We start from the raw sequence: 1,540 nt of genomic DNA, 5'->3' as shown, positions 1-1,540 counted from the left end.
GGGTAAGAATACTCTGTACCTTTATAATTAAATGTTTTTTGTGAACAGGATTGATTAGTGTATCCATGTAATGCATTCCAGAAATGATTGCTGGCTTTATCGGCTATCTTTAATGCATTTTTGTCAGATAAATTCTGTGATGTATTTTGTGCTGTAACTTCGGTACTCATTGTACAAAAAAGAATGATGATTGATAATAGCATACCTGAAAATTTTTTCATACTTTCTCTCCCCAATCTCTAATTAGGATAATTATGTAACAATAGCGCAATTAATATTACAATTGTTACATTTATATTACAACAAGATCGACATTAGTAAAAGAGAAATATTAGTAATTTCATAATATATTTTTAGTTTTTATTGGAGTATACATAATTTGTTCATATTATTTCTTTCAAAAGTAGCGTTTACCCTATCTACATTAAGAAAATGGAATGATTTAAGAGTTGCAATCCAATTTAGCTTACAGCTAAGTATTTATTTATCATCCATCACTTATTCTATGAGGAACTTACATTATATAGAAGAGCTTCCGCTATATTAGGCAGTTATCGGAATAAATCGCTTTTCTTGTTGCCCTAACGTAAGCAAGATAGTGAAATAAAGAGTTGATGTTATACATTACACGAATCTGTTAAAAATAAAAGGCTTAACCAAATGGTTGAGTTATTTAGTTTTATCCATTATGTTCAACCATATGGTTGAACATAATAATGATAAACTAGATAATATTTTCCAAGCTTTTGCTGACCCAACTCGAAGAGAAATAGTTCGCCTTATTGCCTCTAATGACCGAACAGTTTCAGAACTGGCAGCACCTTTTGATATGTCTTTAGCAGCAATTTCTAAGCATATCAAAGTTTTAGAACGGGCGGTATTACTTAATAAGACAACGAAAGGGAGAACATATATATGTCGTCTAAATCCCGATTCGTTATCATCCGCTATAGAATGGCTTCGTTTTTATAAGTGATTTTGGAACAGGTAGTTTGATGTTCTGGAACGTGAGCTAAATAAAGCCAAAAAGGAAGACATTAGATTGTTAGTACAATTTTATAATTAACTTTTTTAGGAAAGGTTGATAAAGATGGTTAATACATCAACAACAACACTTACTATGATTCGTCGTTTTGATGTCCCGGCGGAAAGAGTATTTGACGCTTGGCTGAACCCAGAATTGATGAGAAAATGGTTTTTTACAATGGAATCAACGAATAAAGTGGCAAACAATGAGCCTATTGTAGGTGGCACCTGGGAAATTGTCGACCATAGAGAAGGTAAAGATTACAGGGCAGTTGGTAAGTTCATAGAAGTTGACTCACCAAGTAAATTAGTTTTCACATTTAAAATGCCTCAATTCAGTGATACGGGGGACAGGATTACCGTTGAAATTAATCCTTTTGAAAATGGCTGCGAGATGACCTTCACACAATTGATTGTCGTTCCTCACGAAGAAGGTTGGACTGTGGAAGACATTGAAAAAGCACATGATGAATATAATAGTCAAACTGAACAAGGTTGGGGTTATATGTTTGAA

Annotated in this window: 3 protein-coding genes; 2 read left to right on the top strand and 1 reads right to left on the bottom strand. The window is 33.1% G+C overall.

Annotated features, from left to right (window positions below):
- Positions 1-221, bottom strand: a 221-nt coding sequence (locus tag AC1DUW_RS28390) for a DL-endopeptidase inhibitor IseA family protein (protein WP_477644129.1), incomplete at its 3' end; no start/stop codon positions are given.
- Between the two features lie 479 nt (positions 222-700).
- Here AC1DUW_RS28390 and AC1DUW_RS28385 point away from each other — a divergent pair.
- Both AC1DUW_RS28385 and AC1DUW_RS28380 read left to right on the top strand, forming a co-directional pair.
- The gene (locus AC1DUW_RS28385; RefSeq protein WP_477644128.1) at positions 701-976 is read left to right on the top strand and encodes an ArsR/SmtB family transcription factor; all 276 of its coding nucleotides are present in this window, start codon (positions 701-703) and stop codon (positions 974-976) included.
- A 114-nt stretch (positions 977-1,090) separates the two neighbouring features.
- Positions 1,091-1,540, top strand: a 450-nt coding sequence (locus AC1DUW_RS28380) for an SRPBCC family protein (protein WP_477644127.1), incomplete at its 3' end; no start/stop codon positions are given.

The organism is Peribacillus sp. P4_C12, assembly GCF_056402095.1.
This window is presented reverse-complemented; position numbering and strand designations above follow the sequence as displayed.

Bases quoted from the DNA above. Each gene is read 5' to 3' on its own strand.
- AC1DUW_RS28385 (WP_477644128.1), top strand. From the start codon at position 701: ATGGTTGAACATAATAATGATAAACTAGATAATATTTTCCAAGCTTTT.